Source organism: Myroides sp. LoEW2-1, assembly GCF_009767705.1.
Lineage (GTDB): Bacteria > Bacteroidota > Bacteroidia > Flavobacteriales > Flavobacteriaceae > Flavobacterium > Flavobacterium album_A.
In genome coordinates this window covers 1-21,209 of sequence record NZ_WSPP01000310.1, presented here as the reverse complement: position 1 = coordinate 21,209, position 21,209 = coordinate 1, and the positions used below count along the sequence as shown (strand labels likewise).

General features: G+C 34.6%; 16 protein-coding genes and 1 tRNA gene. 12 read left to right on the top strand and 5 right to left on the bottom strand.

The genetic code is table 11. The features are described from left to right. The first annotated feature begins 37 nt into the window (after nucleotides 1-37). From GOQ24_RS15085 to GOQ24_RS15050, 8 genes are all read left to right on the top strand, one after another. Nucleotides 38-1,255 carry an RsmB/NOP family class I SAM-dependent RNA methyltransferase gene (locus GOQ24_RS15085; protein WP_155091175.1) on the top strand — a complete coding sequence of 406 codons (1,218 nt, stop codon included), beginning with the start codon at nucleotides 38-40 and terminating at the stop codon, nucleotides 1,253-1,255. A 75-nt stretch (nucleotides 1,256-1,330) separates the two neighbouring features. Continuing rightward, complete coding sequence (locus GOQ24_RS16720; protein WP_243731291.1) at nucleotides 1,331-2,902, top strand: endonuclease I family protein; 1,572 nt, start codon at nucleotides 1,331-1,333, stop codon at nucleotides 2,900-2,902. A 126-nt stretch (nucleotides 2,903-3,028) separates the two neighbouring features. Continuing rightward, nucleotides 3,029-4,564 (top strand): endonuclease I family protein, encoded by a 1,536-nt coding sequence (locus tag GOQ24_RS16715; RefSeq protein WP_243731290.1) that lies wholly within the window; start codon nucleotides 3,029-3,031, stop codon nucleotides 4,562-4,564. A 140-nt stretch (nucleotides 4,565-4,704) separates the two neighbouring features. Next, complete coding sequence (locus GOQ24_RS16710) at nucleotides 4,705-6,255, top strand: endonuclease I family protein (protein WP_243731289.1); 1,551 nt, start codon at nucleotides 4,705-4,707, stop codon at nucleotides 6,253-6,255. Nucleotides 6,256-6,415: 160 nt separating this feature from the next. Further along, nucleotides 6,416-8,077, top strand: coding sequence for an endonuclease I family protein (locus GOQ24_RS16705; RefSeq protein WP_243731288.1), 1,662 nt, complete (start codon nucleotides 6,416-6,418; stop codon nucleotides 8,075-8,077). Nucleotides 8,078-8,172: 95 nt separating this feature from the next. Beyond that, on the top strand, nucleotides 8,173-9,168 hold the full coding sequence (locus GOQ24_RS15060) for an endonuclease I family protein (RefSeq protein WP_160340060.1): 996 nt from the start codon (nucleotides 8,173-8,175) through the stop codon (nucleotides 9,166-9,168). A 105-nt stretch (nucleotides 9,169-9,273) separates the two neighbouring features. Continuing rightward, nucleotides 9,274-10,206, top strand: a complete 933-nt coding sequence (locus GOQ24_RS15055) for an endonuclease I family protein (protein WP_155093274.1) — start codon at nucleotides 9,274-9,276, stop codon at nucleotides 10,204-10,206. Nucleotides 10,207-10,388: 182 nt separating this feature from the next. Further along, the gene (locus GOQ24_RS15050) at nucleotides 10,389-11,408 is read left to right on the top strand and encodes an endonuclease I family protein (RefSeq protein WP_160340059.1); all 1,020 of its coding nucleotides are present in this window, start codon (nucleotides 10,389-10,391) and stop codon (nucleotides 11,406-11,408) included. 64 nt (nucleotides 11,409-11,472) lie between these two features. On the opposite strand, the gene GOQ24_RS15045 is transcribed toward GOQ24_RS15050, so the two are convergent. Together GOQ24_RS15045 and GOQ24_RS15040 are read right to left on the bottom strand one after the other, a co-directional pair. Next, a complete protein-coding gene (locus tag GOQ24_RS15045) occupies nucleotides 11,473-12,144 on the bottom strand; it encodes a sterol desaturase family protein (protein ID WP_155093272.1) in 672 nt (223 codons plus the stop codon). Between the two features lie 39 nt (nucleotides 12,145-12,183). Then, nucleotides 12,184-13,191, bottom strand: coding sequence for a 3-oxoacyl-ACP synthase III family protein (locus tag GOQ24_RS15040; protein ID WP_155093271.1), 1,008 nt, complete (start codon nucleotides 13,189-13,191; stop codon nucleotides 12,184-12,186). A gap of 141 nt (nucleotides 13,192-13,332) precedes the next feature. On the opposite strand from GOQ24_RS15040, the gene GOQ24_RS15035 reads away from it, so the two are divergent. After that, nucleotides 13,333-15,753, top strand: a complete 2,421-nt coding sequence (locus tag GOQ24_RS15035) for a prolyl oligopeptidase family serine peptidase (RefSeq protein ID WP_155093270.1) — start codon at nucleotides 13,333-13,335, stop codon at nucleotides 15,751-15,753. 93 nt (nucleotides 15,754-15,846) lie between these two features. Here GOQ24_RS15035 and GOQ24_RS15030 read toward each other — a convergent pair whose 3' ends face one another. The 3 genes from GOQ24_RS15030 to trxB form a co-directional block, all read right to left on the bottom strand. After that, nucleotides 15,847-16,809, bottom strand: a complete 963-nt coding sequence (locus GOQ24_RS15030; protein ID WP_160340058.1) for an ABC transporter ATP-binding protein — start codon at nucleotides 16,807-16,809, stop codon at nucleotides 15,847-15,849. Nucleotides 16,810-16,958: 149 nt separating this feature from the next. Beyond that, on the bottom strand, nucleotides 16,959-17,471 hold the full coding sequence (locus GOQ24_RS15025; RefSeq protein WP_160340057.1) for a lipocalin family protein: 513 nt from the start codon (nucleotides 17,469-17,471) through the stop codon (nucleotides 16,959-16,961). 159 nt (nucleotides 17,472-17,630) lie between these two features. Continuing rightward, nucleotides 17,631-18,572, bottom strand: a complete 942-nt coding sequence (trxB, locus tag GOQ24_RS15020; RefSeq protein WP_155092705.1) for a thioredoxin-disulfide reductase — start codon at nucleotides 18,570-18,572, stop codon at nucleotides 17,631-17,633. A 169-nt stretch (nucleotides 18,573-18,741) separates the two neighbouring features. On the opposite strand from trxB, the gene GOQ24_RS15015 reads away from it, so the two are divergent. The 3 genes from GOQ24_RS15015 to GOQ24_RS15005 all read left to right on the top strand — a co-directional run bounded on the left by GOQ24_RS15015 (nucleotide 18,742) and on the right by GOQ24_RS15005 (nucleotide 20,757). Beyond that, a tRNA-Pro gene (locus GOQ24_RS15015) sits at nucleotides 18,742-18,816 on the top strand. A 299-nt stretch (nucleotides 18,817-19,115) separates the two neighbouring features. Further along, nucleotides 19,116-20,378 carry a site-specific integrase gene (locus GOQ24_RS15010; protein ID WP_160340056.1) on the top strand — a complete coding sequence of 421 codons (1,263 nt, stop codon included), beginning with the start codon at nucleotides 19,116-19,118 and terminating at the stop codon, nucleotides 20,376-20,378. A gap of 112 nt (nucleotides 20,379-20,490) precedes the next feature. Then, the gene (locus GOQ24_RS15005) at nucleotides 20,491-20,757 is read left to right on the top strand and encodes a helix-turn-helix domain-containing protein (protein ID WP_160340055.1); all 267 of its coding nucleotides are present in this window, start codon (nucleotides 20,491-20,493) and stop codon (nucleotides 20,755-20,757) included. Nucleotides 20,758-21,209: the final 452 nt, after the last annotated feature.

The window sequence follows — 21,209 nt, the reverse complement described above, 5'->3', positions numbered from 1 at the left end:
AAGATGTATATTTGTGGGCTATTTTATTTATATATTAATGAGACTACATAGAAACCTTGTATTTACAGTTATTGACTCACTACTTGCAATCTTCAACGAAGGAGAATATGCTGATAAAGTGGTAGCAAGAGCTTTAAAAAAAGACAAACGCTGGGGAAGTGCTGACAGAAAATTCGTTGCAGAAACAATTTACGAAATAGTACGTTGGAAAAGACTATATGCCGAAATAGCTGAAGTAAAAGAGCCATTTAACAGAGATGATATGTGGCGCGTATTTGCTGTATGGGCTGTTCTGAGAGGTTATAATTTACCAGATTGGAAATACTTTGAAAATACTCCGGTTCGAAGAATCAAAGGAAGATTTGACGAGTTAACAAAAACGAGAAAATACAGAGAATCTATCCCTGATTGGATGGATGAATTAGGTATAAAAGAACTGGGTGAAGAATTGTGGACAAAAGAAATTGCGGCACAAAACAAACAAGCTAGTGTGATTCTACGTGTAAATACCCTAAAAACTACACGTGACAAACTTTATGGTATCTTAATGGATTTAGACATTGAGACAATCAAAACTACTGAATATCCAGATGCCTTAATTTTAAAAGAACGCGCAAATGTTTTCTTAACAGATGCCTTTAAAGAAGGACTTTTTGAAGTTCAAGATGCTTCTTCCCAACTTGTTGCTCCTTTATTAGATGTACAACCTGGAATGAGAGTGGTAGACACTTGTGCAGGTGCAGGTGGAAAAACACTACACATTGCTTCGTTAATGGAAAACAAAGGGCAAATTATTGCTATGGATATCTATGAAAGCAAGCAAAAACAACTTAAAATAAGAGCCAAAAGAAACGGTGCTTTCAATATAGAATACCGCATCATTGAAGGAACTAAAACAATTAAAAAACTACACGACAAAGCTGATCGTGTACTAATTGACGCTCCTTGTAGTGGACTTGGTGTGCTAAAGAGAAACCCAGATAGCAAATGGAAGCTTAAACCAGAGTTTATAGAAGAAATCAAACAAGTTCAACGACAAGTTCTTCAAGATTATTCTAAAATATTAAAACCTGGAGGAAAATTAGTTTACGCTACTTGCTCAATTTTACCTTCAGAAAACGAAAAACAAATAGAACACTTTTTAAATAGCGAGGCTGGTAAAGACTTTACTTTCGTTGAAGACCACAAGATTCTTGCCCACGAATCGGGATTTGACGGTTTTTACATGGCTTTATTAGAAAGAAAGAAACAATAAACTACCTACTAAAACAAACAACATAACTAAAATTTAAACTCACTTATAAAATTTAATTGAAAAACACCCTTAGAAATGAAAAAAGCTTCATTTATTTTAGCTTTAGGGATGGCTATGGCCATTTTTTCTTGTAGCAAAGACCCTATTGTAACGGACCCAACTCGTCCTGATACTGAAGAACCTTCAAAACCAACTGACCCTACCGACCCTACAGGGCCTACAGAACCTTCAAAACCGCAACCAGATGGAGATGCAGGTATTGACGTTAACAAACCGGAAACTGTTGCTGACTTTAACAATCCTACAGAGTTTTTAAAGTCTTTGAACAAATTCAAATTAGCCACTTACGCTAAAGTTGTTACTGGTCAAGGAAAAGATGGCGGAAATGCCCTACAAATAAACGGTACTCCTGAGGCAAACGGCTATGTTTTCACTACCGAAAACCAAACTGTGGCTGCTAATGCAAAAAGTATCACTTTCTACATTAAGGGAACAGCTGACAAATCACTGTCTTTTAATGTATACACTAACGCAGGATATGAAGTATTCAACTTGCGTACAGATGAACAAATTGCCAGTAAAACGGATATTACGCTATCTTCTGACTTAGTACTTAAAAAAACTACTAAAAAACAAGAAAGTGATTCAAACATTGGAGTTAATGACTATGTTGGAGTAAAAATAAACGCTAATAATTGGATTAAAATCACACTTGATATCTCTGATGTAGATTACAACAAATCTAAAACAGGTTCAGTATTTGGATTCAAAGTTGGTAGCAAAGCTGCTTATAACCTACTTGTTTCTTCTATTGTGTTTGACGATGCTAAACCTACAACTCCTGTGGATCCGGTAGATCCAGTGGATCCCGTTGATCCGACAGAGCCTGGTGATATAAAAGTTCCTGCTCAACTACAAAGCTATTATAGTACAATAGACTTTAAAACAACTAAAGGAATGGCTTTAAAACAAGCTTTAACTACTTTGGTTAAATCTACCCACAAGAAGACATTAAGCTACGATGGTGTTTGGGGAGCTATCAAAAACACTGATTTAACACCTGATGGAAGGACTGTATACTTATTATACGGTCACAAAGGCACAAATTCTGGTAAACAAGCCTATACAAGAGGTGTAAATGCTAATGGAGGAAATGCCAATCAGTGGAATAGAGAACACACCTATGCTAAATCATTGGGTACACCTAACTTAGGTACTTCTGGACCAGGTGCTGATGCTCACCACTTAAGAGCATCAGATACAGGATGGAATTCAACTCGTGGAAATTTAAAATTTGCTAACGGAAGTGGACTTTCTGGAAAAGTATCAGGAGGATGGTATCCTGGTGATGAATGGAGAGGTGATGTAGCTCGTATGATGATGTATATGTACTTACGTTATGAATCTAGATGTTTACCAACTGGAGTAGCAATTGGTTCTAAAAACAAAGTTGACAGTAAAATGGTTGACCTATTATTAGAATGGAACGCTATTGATCCAGTTTCGGAAATAGAAACACAAAGAAATGAGTACCTTGGAAATGCAAGTAATCAATATGGACAAGGAAATAGAAATCCTTTTATTGATAATCCATACTTAGCTACTTTAATTTGGGGAGGACCAACAGCTAATAACCTTTGGAAATAAAATAAACAATAGCAAGCTTTAATTAAAGCTTGCTATTGTTGTTTATATAATATCCTATTGTAAACACTACTTATATATCAATAGGACAAAACACTTCACTGATTTAATTGAAAAACACCCTTTGAAATGAAAAAAGCTTCATTTTTTTTAGCTTTAGGGATGGCTATGGCCATTTTTTCTTGTAGCAAAGACCCTATTGTAACGGACCCAACTCGTCCTGATACTGAAGAACCTTCAAAACCAACTGACCCTACAGGGCCTACAGAACCTTCAAAACCGCAACCAGATGGAGATGCAGGTATTGACATTAACAAACCGGAAACTGTTGCTGACTTTAACAATCCTACAGAGTTTTTAAAGTCTTTGAACAAATTCAAATTAGCCACTTACGCTAAAGTTGTTACTGGTCAAGGAAAAGATGGCGGAAATGCCTTACAAATAAACGGTACTCCTGAGGCAAACGGTTATGTTTTCACTACCGAAAACCAAACTGTGGCTGCTAACGCAAAAAGTATTACTTTCTACATTAAAGGAACAGCTGACAAATCACTGTCTTTTAATGTATACACTAACGCAGGATATGAAGTATTCAACTTGCGTACAGATGAACAAATTGCCAGTAAAACGGATATTACGCTATCTTCTGACTTAATACTTAAAAAAACTAATAAAAAACAAGAAAGTGATTCAAACATTGGAGTTAATGACTATGTTGGAGTAAAAATAAACGCTAATAATTGGATTAAAATCACACTTGATATCTCTGATGTAGATTACAACAAATCTAAAACAGGTTCAGTATTTGGATTCAAAGTTGGTAGCAAAGCTGCTTATAACCTACTTGTTTCTTCTATTGTGTTTGACGATGCTAAACCTACAACTCCTGTGGATCCGGTAGATCCAGATCCAGTTGATCCAGGAACTGGTCAATCAGGAGATTTTAAAAACATACCTGCTGATCAAAAAGCATATTACGCTAATATTGATTTCAAGAAAACTGGAATGGAGCTAAAAGTTGCTTTAGCTAAACTAATTCAGAAAAAAAATGATATATCATATACAGCTAATAAGCATGCTATTGCAATTACCGATCGATCTCCAGATGGAAAATTGTATATGATTTACGGAGAAAAAGGTACAACAAGTGGTAATCACACTTATACTTCAAACTCTGGATGGAATAGAGAACATGTATTTGCACAATCGCAAGGAAACCCTGTTTTGGGAAGATCCAAAGGACCAGGTGTAGACGCCCATCATTTAAGACCTTCGATTATTAAACACAATAGTGATCGCGGAAACTTACACTTTATTGAAGGATCTGGTAAAGCAAGAAAACTTGGAGGTGGATGGTATCCAGGCGATGAGTGGAGAGGAGATGTTGCTCGCATGATGATGTACATGTACCTTGTATATGATCAACAGTGTGATGCTAATTTAATCGCAATAAGCTCACCAGTTTCAACAGATAAAGGAATGGTTGAATTGTTTTTAAAATGGAACGCAGAAGATCCTGTAGCTGACTTAGAGATACAGAGAAATGATTTTCATGGAAATCCTAAAAATGCTAATTCACAAGGAAATAGAAACCCTTTTATCGATAACCCATACTTAGCAACACAAATCTGGGGTGGCCCAGTGGCTGAAAACAGATGGAAATAAAATAAACAAGAGCAAGCTTCAATAAAAGCTTGCTCTTTAACTTTGATTTCTTCATACAATTAAGTAACTTTATGTGAATTTCTAAACATAGAAATACACTTCACTTAAAATATTTAATTGTATACTAAAATCTATTAGTAATGAAGAAAATTTCAATCTTTTTAGTATTAGGGATGGCTTTGGCTATATTTTCTTGTACCAAAGACCCTATTGTGACGGATCCTACTGATATAGAGAATCCCGAAACTACGAATCCGGAAAAACCAAATCCAGATCCAACTGACCCCGATCCCAACACACCTATTGAAGTTAAACCTGGAAAAACAATAGTTTTCCCTGGAGCAGATTTCGAAGTTTGGGATACATTCTTAGGTACACTTCAAGATTATCAAGGAACCAAAATAAAACCATATGCTACTCAAGCCATTGGTACAGGTTGGGACAATAAAAATGGATTAAGTTTAAAGGGTACACCTTCAGCAAACGACTATGTATTTACAGTTGAAAACGTAAAAAAAGTAGTCAAAAATGCAACGAAATTATCTTTACTTGTAAAAGGTACTTCAGCAAAATCGTTAACCTTGTTGGTTTTCAAACCAGATGGTAAATCCTACTATGCTTATAATGTAGGTGATATGTCTGATAGCAAAAATATTACTGCAGATACAAAACCACAGACATCCGATCCAAATAGTACTACACCAAGCTATACAGGAATTATAGATACAAAAGGAAAATGGGTTAAAGTTGTTTTAGACCTTAAAACTGGTGTGACTGGATATAATACTACTGGAACTGGTAAAACCTTTGCTATTAAAGTTGGTAAAGATGCTGCTTATGACTTGGTAATCGATGAGATTAGATACGAAGACGGAACTGAAAGTGATGCCGGTGGAGATGGTGAACCAGGTACAGATCCTGTCGATCCAGGAGACTATAAAATTCCGGCTGATCAAAAAGCATATTACTCAGGTATTAATTTTAAAGATACAAAAGGAATGGCTTTGTATAGTGCTTTAGCTGATTTAGTTAAAAAAACACATCACCAAACATTAGGATATAACAACAAACTTTGGGAAGCAATGAGTATAACAGATTTAGTACCAAACACTAATGAAGTTTATTTAATATATGGTCATCCTGGGGTAAAAAATGGGGTTCAAGCTTTTTCAAGAAACAAAGCTAATCACGGAGGTAATAAAGGACAATGGAATAGAGAACATACCTATGCCAGAGCATTAGGAACACCTAATTTAAAGGGAAATGAAAAAGCTAATTCAGATGTTCACCATTTAAGACCAGCTGATGTAGAATGGAACGGAAAAAGAGATAATGAAAAATTTGCTAAAGGTTCAGGTCTCTCTGGGCCAGTAAGTGGAGGATGGTACCCTGGAGATGAATGGAAAGGTGATGTAGCACGTATGATGATGTATATGTATCTTAATTATGGTAATCAATGTTTACCAACTGGTGTTGCCATAGGCCCTACAAACAAAGTAGATCCTAAAATGGTAGATATGTTGCTGGATTGGAATGCAGAGGACAAAGTATCTGATATGGAGAAAAAAAGAAATGAGTACCACGGTGGAAACCATCAATACTCACAAGGTAACCGTAATCCTTTTATCGACAACCCTTACTTAGCAACACAAATCTGGGGTGGAAAACCAGCAGAGAATCTTTGGAAATAAAACTTAGTTAAATATAGTATAAAAGAGCTTCTTTAAAGAGGCTCTTTTTTTTATACCACTAAATAACCCTAACTTTATAAAATCAAATATTTTTGACAGAATTTGAACAACAAACAAACACAAAACTGAAACACTTTTATTAATTGAAAACACTTTTACAATGAAAAAAAAGTCACTTTTACTAGTCTTAGGACTATCGCTATTAACACTCTCGTGTACGAAAGATCCTATTGTCACTGATCCTACTGATCAAGATTGGACAGAAAAGCCAGCTGATCCAGATGAGGATAATGGTCAAGGAGGTAATGAAGAAACAACAGACTCTGATGGTCAAGGAGTAGATGGAGTTAATGTTAACCAACCAGACATTGTAGCAAACTTCAATGATTGGGAAACTTTTGTTAAAACCACCAATACTTATGGGGTAAACTCTATCGCTAAAGCAGCACCTGGACAAGGAAGAGATGGTAAAAATGCAATGCATATCAAAGGGCAATATCCCGACAAAAATGATTACGTATTTACTATCGAGAATCAAAGTGTTTCCACTACTGCTAAAACGATTATAGTATACATTAAAGGAAAAGCAGCTAAATCACTTTCTTTTAACTTATACAGAGCAGATGGTACTTATGATGTTTATAACCTGCGCACAGATGCACAGATTGAATCTAAGCAAGATATAGTTATCTCTCAAAACACAGTATTGGAAAAAACTACTCGCATGAGTTCTTATAATCCAAAAAACGGAAATAACGACTATACGAAAACGACTGTTGAAACAGCTAATCAATGGGTTAAATTAACGCTAAACCTTGAAGGCGCAGATTACAATAAATCAGGTAATGGCCCTCTATTCTCAATCAAAATAGGAAACAAAGCTGACTATGATTTATTCTTAGACTCGATTACTTTTGATGATGCGGAAGTACCTGGAAACGGTGGAGAGACTGGTCCTACTAACCCTGGTGAATATACTATTCCTGCAGAATATGCAGCGTATTATGCTGGTATAGATTTTACAAAAAATGGAATGGAGTTAAAGGCTCAATTGGCAAGTCTTGTAACAAGAACACATAAACCTCAGAGTTATACTCCTGGAATATGGGAAGCTTCAAAATATACTGATCAAGATCCAGAAAACAGTGATAATGTAATACTTATTTATGGTTGGACAAACAATGAAAAAGACATTGTAAAAAGAAGAACAATGCCAAAAAGTCAACAAAGTTCTGGAGGTAGTGGAAGAGATAAAGTATGGGAGAGAGAACACGTATTTGCTAAATCACTTGCTGTAGATAAGTCTAAAGAACAAGTCGCTCTTCATGCAGAAGGAAGAAATGGTACAATACCAACGGCTATAGAAGGAATAGCAGGACACGATGCACATAACCTAAGACCAATTAATGGATCATGGAATGGATCAAGAGGTAATAAAGAGTTTGTAAATGGTTCAGGAAATTCAGGTCCTAAAGGAAACTATTGGTATCCAGGTGACGAATGGAAAGGAGATGTAGCTCGTATGATGATGTATATGCACATCCGCTATGAAAATGAAAATGGAGGTGGATATACCAAAGCTACTAAAGTAGGAAAACCTATCGATACTAAAAACGGAACGACTGCAGATGAAATGATTGATTTATTCTTAAAGTGGAATGCTGAAGATCCTGTATCTCCTTTAGAAAAAAGAAGAAATGAATATCATGGTGGGAATCATCAATATTCACAAGGAAATCGCAACCCGTTTATCGACAACCCTTATTTAGCTAATCAAATTTGGGGAATGGAAAACAAATACAAAGCAGCAAATCTGTGGTAGTAAAATATAAAACACTAAAGAGGCTCTATTTTTAAGAGCCTCTTTTTTATTTAATAACTTTTCAGTACTTTTCAATAACCACTATATAAAAGAAAATGAATAATAAATTACTAACGCTTGTGGCAATTTGCCTTTTGACAATCTCGTGTGCAAAAACTCAGAAAGATAAACAAGCTCATCTGTCACAGGACAATAATCAATCGCAAAATACTACTGCTTTAAATATTCCAACTTACAAAATCCCAAAACAACAAGCTGACTATTACAAAGAAGTGGATTTTACCAAAACAGGTCCTGCCCTACTATCACAACTCGCCTATTTACTTGAAAAAACACATAACCCCATTAGTTATACCCCTGGTATAAGACAAGCTCTCCAAACAACAGATCAAGATCCTGAGAACAAAGATAACGTCGTGTTGCTTTATGGTTGGCCTAAAGGTGAAAGCAACGCATTGGAACACCAAAGAAGTATCAATAAGAGATACTTTAGTAAAGGAGAGCAGGAAGATAGCGAAAGAAAAAAAGTTTGGGAAAGGGAGCATGTATTTGCGAAATCAAGAGCCAAAAGCAATACACTTAAATTAAAAGGTTTAATAGCCGACGCAAAAGGCAGTATTCCACACGCAGCGCATACCAGACAACTGGCAGGACAAGATGTACATCATATCACAGCCATTAATGGTTATTGGAATAATCATAGAAATAACAGCTTATTTGTAAATGGAGAAGGCAATTCACATAAAATAGCTAACTACTGGTATCCTGGAGATGAATGGAAAGGAGACGTTGCTCGCATGATGATGTATATGCATCTCAGATACCATAAGAGCGACAATTACACCAGTGCAGATAAAATTGGACTGCCAATAGATGCAAAGCAAACAACAAAAGACGGAATGATTGATTTGTTTCTCAAGTGGAATGCAGAAGACCCTGTCTCAGAAATTGAAGTAAATAGAAATAAATATCATGGTAACTTAAACAATAAATACGCTCAAGGAAATCGCAACCCATTTATCGATAATCCCTATTTAGCAAATCAAATTTGGGGAATGCCACAATACACAGCAGATAACTTATGGAAGTAAGAATAGTTTAGTTTAAAAAAAGATATACTGATCGAAATTTAATCATGTAATACTGTTTTTTAGTATAGTTTTTGATTTACTCATATAAATCAAAAACTATATAAAATGAAAAACAAATTAACCATTTTCTTAATTGCATGCTGTACCTTGGGGTTAAGTTATTCCTGTAGTAAAGACCCAATTGTAACTACCCCCTCTCCTGGTAAACCAATACCTATTCAACCGAATCCTGGAGGGGAGAATAACGGTGGAGGAACTCCCTATAAATACAATATACCTTCCGATCTTAAACCATACTATGCTGATATCGATTTTACCAAAACAGGAAAAGAATTAAAAACGCAACTAAGCAATAAAGTAACAAGTACGCATAAAAAGACAATTACCTATAAACAAGTTTGGACTGCAGTCAAACAATCAGACTTTGTTCCCAATGCAAATCCAGAACAAGTATATCTAATTTATGGACACAAAGAAATTGGACTCTCACCTGAAAAACAAGCTTATACAAGAGAAATGAGTAAGCAAGCTTCAGGAGGCCCAAGTGTAGATACATGGAATAGAGAACATGTATTCACACAACATGCAGGAGGATTTAACACAAAACAGCCTGGAGCTGGAACAGATGCACACAATATTCGAGCTGCAGATACGGATTGGAACTCTGCTCGAGCTAATCGAAAATTTGCGGAAGGAAAAGGCAATTCTACGCCAATAGGACAAGATAGCTGGTATCCTGGCGACCTATGGAAAGGCAGTGTTGCACGTATGATGATGTACATGTACGTTAGATATGGCGAACAATGTGCACCTACTAAAATAGGACAAGGTAAAACGACTTCTTTTGATAATATGATTGATCTATTTCTCAAATGGAATGCACAAGTAAAAGTATCTGAAAGCGAAAAAAGAAGAAATGACTACTTGAGTAATGTCAACAATGAAGCTGGGCAAGGAAATCGCAATCCTTTCATAGATAACCCTTATTTAGCAACTCACATCTGGGGAGGCCCTAAGGCAGATAATCACTGGAAGTAACAAATTTATCTTTTAAAATCTATAATTCATGGCTATATAGTATTCTATATGGCCTTTCTTTTTTAGATTAATAGTATAAAAAACATTTATCAGTTATTGACATAATAATTGTTTGTACCTTTGTTGTCCTTTAATACAAAAGCTTTGAAAAGTTAAACTACAAAGTTTTAAATTTTTGACAGATGAAAAAGTTTTTTATACTACCTCTAATGGTATTTATGAGCCTTACTTATAGCTGCTCATCAAGTGATGATTCTATCACTGAAGATACTGGAACTGAAAATAATGGTGGAGGAACAAAGCCAAAGCCTTCAGTTGTAATGAAAGATAAGGCAAATTATCGCCCTATTGATGAAGCTCAACAACAATATTATAAAGGCATTGACTTTACACTACGTGGTGAAAAGCTCAAAGAAGCCTTGCATGCTTTATTAGTAAAAACTCATAAACAACTCATGTATACTCCAGATTTATGGGATGCCTGTATTGCAACAGATATTAATCTTGACGACCCAAATGGTCAAACATTACTTGCTATGTATGGTTGGCCTAAAAACCAAGAAAAGGAAAACAAACACAAGCGAACGATAGATAAATTTGCAAAAAACAACAATCCTAAAGAAATAATTATTAATAGAGATAAAAAATGGGAAAGAGAACATGTATTTGCAAAATCTAAGGCAGATCCAAAACTTGTTACCTCAAGAGACGACAAAGGATACTCTGAACAGGGTTTAATTGCAGGTGTAGATGCCCATAATCTAAGAGCTATTAATGGTCAATGGAATGAAGATAGAGGTAATACAATATTTGGAGAAGGAAGTGGTAATGCAGGTATGAGTAACGGCTTTTGGTACCCAGGTGATGAGTGGAAAGGAGATGTTGCCCGTATGATGATGTATATGTATGTTAGATATGGAGCACAATGTAATCCAAGAAAAATAGCAGCAGGAAATGAAGTAGCTACTCCTGATTATGGAGGAACAGGAATGATGCGTATATTTTTAAAGTGGAATGCGGAAGTTCCTGTCTCACCAAATGAAAAACTAAGAAACAAAGTTCATGGTGAACAAAACAAAAGATACTCACAAGGAAATCGCAACCCATTTATTGACAACCCTTATTTAGCTAATCTAATCTGGTGGGGAGGGCAAGATCAAGAAGAACTTGTTGCAGATAATATTTGGGAAAGAATTGAATAAATAGAACTTTTCTTCACATTTAACTATATAAGATGAGCTGTACAAAATTTGTACAGCTCATTTTTTATTTTCTCTTTTTTTCAAACATCAATTCCTTGACCTTCTCTTTATCCTCTTTTTCTTTCTTCAAGTCAAACATAGTACCAAATACTCGATCCCAAAAGGTATTACTAACGCCAAAGCCCAAATCTTCATCTTTGTAGTGATGCAGATGGTGATTTCGCCAAAGTGGCTTCATAAACTTAAAAGGTGGTGCGAAAGCGTGGATAGCATAGTGCATTGAAGCATAAAGTAAATAACCTAACATAAAACCAGGAAAAAAACCAAACACATACTTTCTTAAGACAAAATAAAAGACACAAAATATCACAGCCGCCAATAGTATACTGGGTACTGGTGGCATAAATAACCGCTGCCTATCTCTTGGATAATGATGGTGATTGCCATGCATGATGTAAGCAAACCTTTGTAAGCTTTTCTTTTCACTAATGAGATGAAAGATAAATCGGTGTGCTAAGTATTCAAAAAAAGTCCAAAATACCATTCCTCCTAAGAAAAGAAGAACGAGATTTTGGACCGTCAATTGATAATCTCGATAACCGAGATAAATAATATAAGATAACAAAGGAATATACATCCCCCAAATAATAGCAGGATGACCCTTTGTCAACATTTCTAAATAAGGATTCTTAAATAATTTAGCTTGGCCTTTGTTGTGTATTTTTTCAAATTCCATGGTATATTAACTTAATCGTCTTAAGCTAATATAATAATTTTACCAACGTATCACAACACTTCCCCAAGTGAACCCACTTCCGAAAGCAGCCAGAACAACTAAATCTCCCTCTTTAATTTTACCTTGCTCCCATGCTTCAGTTAATGCAATTGGCACAGATGCAGCCGTTGTATTCCCATATTTCATGATATTGTTGAATACTTTTTCATCAGGTAAACCAAACTTATTTTGAATAAATTGAGAAATACGCAAATTAGCTTGGTGAGGAATCAACATATCAATATCTTCAACTTTTAAGTTATTTGCTTCTAACCCTTCATTGATAACTTCACTAAAGCGAACAACAGCGTTTTTGAAGACAAACTGTCCATTCATATAAGGCGTATAACTAATATCATCTGGATCGTTATCTTGTAGGATCTCAGTAACCCATCTACCTCCCATACCTGGAGCTAATAAGGCTAACTCTTCTGCATGTTCACCTTGAGAGTGAATATGAGTAGATAACAATCCTTTTGTATCATCTTCACTGCGCGTTAAAACAGCTGCTCCTGCCCCATCTCCAAAAATCACAGAAACTGCTCTACCACGAGTAGTCATATCTAATCCAGATGAATGCACTTCCGAACCAACCACTAAGACGTTTTTATACATCCCCGTTTTAATGTATTGGTCAGCAATCGATAAAGCATATATAAAACCAGAACACTGTGCTCTAATATCTAAAGCAGCAACGTTATTTAATCCTAATTCTCTTTGTAACAACACTCCTGGACCAGGAAAGTAATAATCAGGACTCAAGGTTGCAAAAACAACGAAATCAATGTCCTGTGCCTCTACTTTAGCTCTTTCCATAGCAATGCGAGCCGCTTTCACTCCCATTCCCGAGGTAGTATCTTCTTCTAATAACTTATGTCTTCTTTCGTGAATACCAGTTCTCTCAACAATCCATTCATGATTGGTATCCATTATTTTTGAAAGATCATCATTTGTTACAACATTATCTGGAACGTAATAACCTAATCCACTTATTTTTGATCTATACATTTTGATAAGCTTTTTATTTTAAAACAGCAAAAATAAGCTTTTTAACAACTAAAAAGTATTAAATTATCTACAAATAGCTATTCTAAGCTTTTATTTAATTTTATTTAATATATATTAGCGACCTAACCTTAACTTATACCCATGAAATTAGTAAAAACATCGTTATTATCACTATTTTTGATAACATCTATGTATGCACAAGAAAACATTACTTATCAAAAACCCTCTCAAGAAATTTTAGAGCTTGCAGATTTTGAACGAGCTCCAAGTATCTCTATTGACTACAACAAAGAGTATATGTTACTTACTTACCGCAGTACTTACAAAACGCTAATGGACTTAAATGTCAATGAAATGAGATTAGCTGGACTGCGTATTGATGTAAATACAAATATCTCAAGTACGGTTACATACATTGAAAACTTAAAAGTTAGAAAAGTAAAAGATACAAAAGAAGTTCAAGTAAAAGGCCTACCTACAAATCCGCGTATAACTAATCTTTCTTGGTCACCTGATCAGAGTAAAATTGCATTTACACATACTACGGAAAAAGGAGTTGAATTATGGGTTGTGGATATCAAAACAGCTCAAGCAACTAAACTTACTGAAGATAACCTTAATGCTAATTTAGGAAGTCCAATCACTTGGTACAAAGACAGTAAAAACATTCTTGTTAATGTTATCCCGTCTAACAGACCAGCATTAATTGATACAAAAAACACTATACCTGCAGGCCCAATTGTCTCTGTGAGTGAAGGAGTAGTATCTCAAAATAGAACCTACCAAGATTTGCTAAAAAATAAAACAGATGAAGCTAACTTTGAAACTTTAGTTACTTCTGAATTATACAAAGTAAATCTAAATGGAGAGAAAACTTTACTAAAGAAAGGGGATTTATACGTATCTCAATCTTTCTCACCTGATGGTGAATACTTAATGTTGACTACATTAGAAAAGCCTTTTTCTTATTTAGTAGCATTAAACCGATTCCCTATGAAAACAATTGTTTATGACAAAGAAGGAAATCAGGTAAAGACTGTAAACGAAATACCTTTAAGCGAAATTATGCCTAAAGGATTTATGGCTACCAGAGAAGGCAAGCGAAATATGGGATGGAGAGCTGATAAAGCTGCTGAACTATATTTTGTAGAAGCACTTGATGGAGGGGATCCAGCAAAAGAAGTTGAATATAGAGACGAAGTCTTTACTTGGGCTGCTCCTTTTGACAAAACTCCTGAATCAATTGTTAAGTTATCACAGCGTTATGGCGGTATAGCTTGGGGTGATGATAATTTAGCTTTAGTTTCTGATCAATGGTATGACACGCGTAATACAAGAACGTTTATTATCAATCCTTCAAAATTCAATGAAAACCCAGTAAAGATTGAAGATAGAAATTCTCAAGATGTTTACAGCGATCCAGGAGAGTTTCAAACAAAGCGAAATGAGTATGGTCGCTATGTTTTAAATATCGAAAACAACAAAATGTACTTGATCGGAGATGGATACACGGCGAAAGGTCAATTCCCTTTTATCGATGAATTTGATACAAAAACACTAAAGACAAAAAGATTATACCAATCTAATTATACAGACAAAAAAGAGACGATTCAATCTATTGAGGATGTGAAAAAAGGAACTGTATTGGTATCTATTCAATCTCCTACAGAATATCCAAATTACTACTTTAGAAACATCAAGAAAAAGAACGACCTAAAGGCAATCACAACATTCAAGAATCCTTTTGAAAGCTTAGATGGAGTTTACAAAGAAGTAATTACTTACAAAAGAGAAGATGGTTTAGAATTATCTGGTACTTTATATTTACCAAAGGGCTATGATCGCAAGTCAAAATCTGAAAAATTACCATTGTTAATTTGGGCTTACCCAAGAGAATACAAGGATAAAAACAGTGCAGGACAGGTAACAAATAACCCTAACGAATTTACTTTCCCTTCATACGGATCGTTTGTTTATTGGGTAACCAAAGGTTATGCTGTATTAGATAAAGCTGCATTCCCAATTGTTGGAGAAGGAGAAGAAGAACCTAATGACACTTATGTTAAACAATTAGTTGCAAATGGTAAGGCTGCTATTGATGCAGTTGACGCTTTGGGATTCATTGATCGTTCACGAGTGGGTGTAGGTGGACATTCGTATGGTGCTTTTATGACTGCAAACTTATTGACACACTCTGATTTATTTGCTGTAGGTATTGCGCGCAGTGGTGCATACAACCGTACTCTTACTCCTTTTGGATTCCAAACAGAACAAAGAAACTATTGGGAAGTACCACAAGTGTACAATACGATGTCTCCTTTTATGAATGCAGACAAAATGAAAACGCCTATGTTATTGGTTCACGGAGAAGCAGACAATAACCCAGGTACATTTACATTGCAAACTGAGCGTTATTTCCAAGCGTTAAAAGGCTTAGGAGCTCCAGTAAGAATGGTTATTCTACCAAAAGAAAGTCATGGTTATGTTGCTAAAGAAAACATCTTACACCTTCTTTGGGAACAAGATCAATTCTTAGAGAAACACCTTAAAAATAAAAAGTAAGACCAATACTATATAAAGTAAAAAAGCTCAGCATAATGCTGAGCTTTTTTTATATTCTAAACATAAATTTCTTTAAAAAAGGAAGTATTGTCCTTACTCGTATTTCTTTAATGCTAATTTAATAGGAGTTTCTTTCTCGATTATCACAGGATGGTCAAAGTAGATTACCTGATTACCTTTAAATAAGCATTTTACCAAATAACCATCTCCCTTAAAAAAACATTCTTTTACCACAACATCTACCTGACCTCTTAAATTTGAACGCATTAATTGATGCGGATAAATATACAAAGCCTCATCATTTAACTTACTACCTGTAAAGTCTGAAATCATTAATTCATTAACTTCTCCAAACAAAGAAGCGACATATCTGTTAATCGGGTATTCGTAAACTTCTCTGGTTTGCCCCATATCGACAACCTGTCCTTGTTGCAACACAATTGTCTGATCAGCAAAACCAAGAGTATCCAAGCTATCATGTGTAGCTACAATACAAGTAATCCCCTTCTCTTTTAAGTAGTTAAACAACTCACGTCTTAAAACACTCCTTCTTGAATAATCTATATGACTAAACGGTTCATCCAACAATAATAACTCCGGCTCTGACGCTAACACCCTTGCTATAGCTACTCGCTGTTGTTGACCTCCACTAAGGTGCTTAACTTTAACATCAGAGAAAGCCTCTAAATCGACTACCTTTAACAACTCCTTAATTCGATTTTGTTTGCTATCTAAATTAAAGTTTGATAAGTACTTTCCAATATTCTCAGCCACCGAAGTATGAGGCATTAAATCAAAATCTTGTGCTAAATAACGCATATTGTCCATTCCTGGAACTAAATTATACGCAGGTCCTAACACTTGAGTATCTCCACAGTAAATATCTCCTGCCTCTAAGTCGTATAATCCGTATATTAACTTCAACAATGTACTCTTTCCGCATCCACTTTCTCCTATTAAGGCAACATTACTGCCCTTTTCGACTGTAAAACTGATGTTCTTTATAATAGGATTTCCCTCTGTATAACTATATGATATATTATTTACTACTAACATTTTTACCGTTTAATAGCTACAAATATAGCAATAACCCAATAGGGAAATAGTCTTTTAACTAAGTTAACACCAACAAAAAAAGCAAAGTTCTTGAAACCAAGAGCCTTGCTTTTAAACTTTTTCTATTCTATTTTATCAAAAATGAAAATCTACTTCTTAAGCAATTCAACTGAAAGGATATAAGAATTCTCACCTTCATGCTGAATTTGCTGTGTTAATTTAATCTTTCCTTCCTCTATAACTTCCAAAGTAGAATAATCTACATCGTTAAAATAACCATTGTTACTTAATTTATCCACTCTGATCTGATACTTATTATCTTCTAAATTTTTCCAAGTTCCAGTAAATTCACCTTCTCTTACAGCACAGTCATACTCAACGATATGTTCTTTCAGAGTTCCATCTTCATTAAAAGTAATAGTTGCTTGTTTTTCACAGTCATTTAAAAGCAAAGCATAGTCATTTAGATATAATTCATTTATGTTCCAAGTTCCAATCATGATATCTTTTTGCTCTGGTTCCGGTTCCGGTTCAGGATCTGTAACTCCTGGAGTTTCTGTATTAGGATCTGGAATAGAATAAGGAGTACTGTCGTCACTACTACACGACAAGCTTAGCGTGCTCACCAATAAGACAAGCAGTAATTGTTTAATTAATTTCATAAGATTTTGTTTTTATAGTTAGTTTATCACTTGTAGATTACAAACATAACAAATCGAACCAAATGTTAATTAATTTTAACATAATTAATTACTAACAAAAACAAAAAAAGCGCAAAGACTATGTAGTCCTTACGCTCTAACAACAAATATTAATTTATATTATTTACTCGCTAAATAACGTTCAGCATCTAAGGCAGCAATACAACCTGAGCCAGCAGCAGTAATAGCTTGTCTATAATCTTTATCTTGTACATCTCCACAAGCAAACACACCTTCGATATTTGTCTTACTTGTTTTACCTTTCGTAATTAGATAACCTGTCTCATCCATATCTAACTCACCTTTAAAGATGTCAGTATTTGGTTTGTGTCCAATAGCGACAAAGAATCCAGTTGCAGCAATTTCTTTCTCCTCACCCTTAGTTTTATCTAATACTTTCACACCACTCACTACGTTCCCATCTCCTAATACTTCAACAGTCTCTGTATTCAAAAGAACCTCAATATTTTCTGTATTGCGAACGCGATCTTCCATAATACGCGATGCTCTAAACTTCTCACTGCGAACAAGCATTGTTACCTTCTTACACATTTTTGAAAGGTAATGTGCCTCTTCACATGCTGAATCTCCTGCTCCAACAATTACTACCTCTTGATTTCTATAGAAAAAACCATCACATACGGCACAAGCGGAAACTCCTCCTCCTTGAGCCAAATAGTGTTGCTCTGAAGGCAATCCCAAATATTTAGCAGTAGCACCTGTAGAAATAATAACAGTATCTGCGTGTATTTCAAGTGTTTCGTTTATCCAAACTTTCTTAACATCACCTGTCAACTCCGCTTTTGTTACCCATCCATCGCGGATATCAGCACCAAAGCGCTCAGCTTGCCCTTGAAACTGCATCATCATCTCTGGTCCTGTGATTCCATCAGGGTAACCTGGAAAATTCTCTACCTCGTTAGTTGTAGTTAACTGACCTCCTGGTTGCATTCCTTGATACAATACTGGATTCATATTCGCTCGTGCAGCATAAATAGCAGCTGTATAACCAGCTGGACCAGAACCAATAATCAAACACTTTACTCTTTCTATATCAGACATATTCAATGATTTTAATTGTTTTAAACAAAAATACCTTTTTTATTATCTTTTCAAAACTACAAATCAAAGAAAAGACTGATAGCAAAATAATTTTTATTTATTGATTTATTTTCTTGCATGTAAAAAAAAATATTTTACCTTTGCACTAGCAATGACATAATAAGTCAAGCGGGGTGTAGCGTAGCCCGGTCATCGCGCCTGGTTTGGGACCAGGAGGTCGCAGGTTCGAATCCTGCCACCCCGACTTTTTCGGCATCAGAATGTGCCTAAATCCGTAAGTATCAATTACTTACGGATTTTTTTATTTTTAAATATATCATAATAATCCATTGTAAATCAATCTAAATGTGAGCTATTAGGAGAGCTATTTTTAAAAGGTAAATTAGCTCACCGAATCGAGTTTAACTAATTGTATTTCAGTAAAATAAATACAATTTATTTTAGTTTAATTCAGTGCTTTTTGGTCTTGTTTGAGTACTATTCAGGTGAGTAGTTTTTTAAAACCATATCAAAACAGTTCGGTTAACATTAAAATAGATTGATATGAAAACAAAAAACACATTTGGAATACACTTCATTATATGTGTTTCTAATTCAAACAAAACAGTTCCATCCCTTATATACGCAAGGATAACGGTAAATGGACAACGAACAGAAATTTCTTTAAAACTAAAAATATCCCCAACTTCTTGGGATAACATTAAAGGAAAAGCAAAAGGAAAAAGTGAGGACACGGTTCGAATCAATGCACATATTGAGCGAGTACGTTCTCTCATTACAGATGCCTATCATCAATTAGTTCAACAAAAAAGAGTTGTTTCTATTGGAGCTGTTAAAAACATCTTTCTTGGACATGATGATACTGAATCATCTCTTTTAAAGCTTATAGACTATCACAGAGAGATTGCTACAAGTAAATTAGCTTATGGTACACTAAAGAACTACTTCTCTACGGAAAAATACCTTAAAAGCTATTTGCGTAAAGTACACAATCGAACTGACATCTATTTAAGTGAGATTAACTACAAATTTATCTTTGACTTTGAAAACTTCTTGAGAAACTGCAAACCTATTCACAAGCATCAACCATTAAATAACAATGGTATTATGAAACACATTGAAAGGTTTAAAAAGTTAATCAACTTAGCTATCACAATGGAATGGATGGAAAAAGATCCCTTTACCAAATATAAACTTCAATTTGAGAAAACAGAAAGAGGACACCTAACTAAATCTGAACTTGAAATCCTTGTGAACAAAAATTTTGCTATTGAAAGATTACAAGCTGTTCTTGATATGTTTTTGTTTAGTTGTTATACTGGCTTAGCTTATATAGACATCTTTCACTTAGCACCACAAAATATAGCTAAAGGAAGCGATGGAAAAGATTGGATTATATCAAGTAGAGAGAAAACAAAAATACCTGTAAGGGTTCCGCTATTACCTGAAGCTTTAGAACTAATTGAAAAATACAAAGACCATCCAGTGGCTTTTGCTAAAGGCAAACTGTTCCCAGTTATTAGTAACCAACGAATGAATGGTTACTTAAAAGAGATTGCTATTATCTGTGAAATAGATAAGAACTTATCTTTTCACTTAGCCAGACATACCTTTGCTACAACCATTACACTAAACAATGGTGTACCTATTGAATCAGTAAGTAAGATGCTTGGACATACGGCTATTAAAACAACTCAAATTTATGCTAAAGTATTAGAACATAAACTGGGTGAAGATATGGACAACTTAAGAGAAAGAAGACTTCTTCAAGAAAATCACAAATACAACTTTGAAGAGTCAAATTAAACCTCCCAAAGACAACAGAACTAAACCAGTACATACAAATTGTTATTTAGGGTTAGAACTAAGCTTGTAGCAGCTTAAAACAAATCAGAACTAACCCTAAATACTATTAATTATGAAAGTAGAATTTATTACAAAAGAAGACCTTGAGATTTTTAAGCAAGAAATTATTACCGAGATAAGAAGGTATAGTCCTTTTAATAGAAAGAAAGACCAAGAGATAAAACAATGGATCAAAAGCTATGAAGTAAGAAAACTTCTTGGTATTTCTCCTGGTACCTTACAAAATATGAGAATAAATGGTATCATACCATTTAAAAAGATTGGTGGCTTGATGTTTTATAGGTATGAGGATATTTTAAAGATGATGGAGAGTGAATGAAATGAAACACCCCAACTATAGTGTGGTAGTTGGGGTGTTTTATTTTCTACAATAATAACTTATTTACAGGAATATTACTGAACATTCGAGTAAACATATTCAAATCAACAGGATAATAAGATTTGCTTGTCTAATAGCACAAATTTATATACTTTATAAAAATCAAGACAACTTCATATCAATCATATTTTGAAAATATATTTGGACAAATTTCTTCATAAAAATAAAAAAGTCAATTCCTAATTTTATGGTAAAGATCTAAATCAAAATGGTAATTAATAATATTTTTATGTGAATTAATTTTGTACATTTATCCAAAATTGGACAAGTCAAATTTTGGTTAGATATGGCACAGAAAAAGTTTCCACAAGTAAAAGATAATTACGATTATTATAATAGATTATTATCAGATCGTAAATCAATATTTTCAAAGGTTTTAGAAATAAATACAT